This is a genomic window from Ruegeria sp. D4, from assembly GCF_056534475.1.
The window spans coordinates 1-963 of the sequence record NZ_JBQFPJ010000052.1 but is presented as its reverse complement, the minus strand read 5'-3'; the positions used below and the strand labels follow the sequence as shown (position 1 = coordinate 963).

Genomic DNA, 963 nt, shown 5'->3' with positions numbered 1-963 from the left:
CCACCCGCCAGCACCAGCGAACATTCTTCAGCGCCCCGGAACGACTCGTCAGCGGTCCAGTCTTACGGACGCCGTCAGCACCAGTGGACGGTCACTCCAGCGGTCAAAATGCCCCGTGCTCACTGATAGAAATGCCCCCGAAACCGCCCCAGTTCCGGTCACCGGTCGGAAAAGTTGATAGGTTTCATCGGTGGGCAAGGATTCCTACCACCCCAGCCAGTTCATCGGAACATGGAACGAGACTAGGCACTTGGGGCCAAACCCTCCGAGAAATGCCCCCGTTTATGCCCCAGTGGTTTCGGGTGATACGGGTGTTGAGGGTGGGACCCCAGAGGTCGTTGAAGGCCCATACCACGGCCCCTCAAACAAGCCAAACTTTAAAAAGCTTAAGAAATTGCATATAATCTGCTGCATTGTACCAATCGATGGTCTCGTTCACGGGGCGTGTCATGGGGGGGCCAAAAGGAAATAATTCTCACGAGAATGCCGGCGAATGGCATGCTTCAATGTCGGTCGCCTTGGCGCTTGGGCTTGGTTTCTTCGTTCTCACTTCAGTTGCAGGCGTATTGGGTGTGGGGCTGCTTGTTGGCTATCGAAATACCTCAGAGCTGCTGACCCAGAAGGCTCAACTTATTATTGGCACACAACGACAACAGGTCGAGCGTTATCTGTCTGCAGCTGCAGATCAAATCGACTTCATTGCGGGCAGGATTTCCTCGGGGGAAGTTGAACCGGAGGGTTCTGAAGAGTTCGTTAGCCTTTTGCTTGGCGCGGTTTCAGCTACCCCCCAGATTCTTCGGATACAGTTTATCGACAGACAGCAAATCCTGACAGGGGTTGAACGTATTGAAGACGAGACACTACCCATATTCGTAAAGCTTGGAGAAGATATCGACCTGCGCCACCTCATCGACAAAGTAATCGAAACTGGAGAAGCTAACTGGGGTAAAATACTCTGGCGTG

1 protein-coding gene is annotated in these 963 nt (G+C 53.3%); it reads left to right on the top strand.

The annotated features are described in order from the left end of the window. Window positions 1–449 precede the first annotated feature (449 nt). Window positions 450–963, top strand: a 514-nt coding sequence (locus ACR0MI_RS23690) for a hypothetical protein (RefSeq protein WP_170817425.1), incomplete at its 3' end; no start/stop codon positions are given.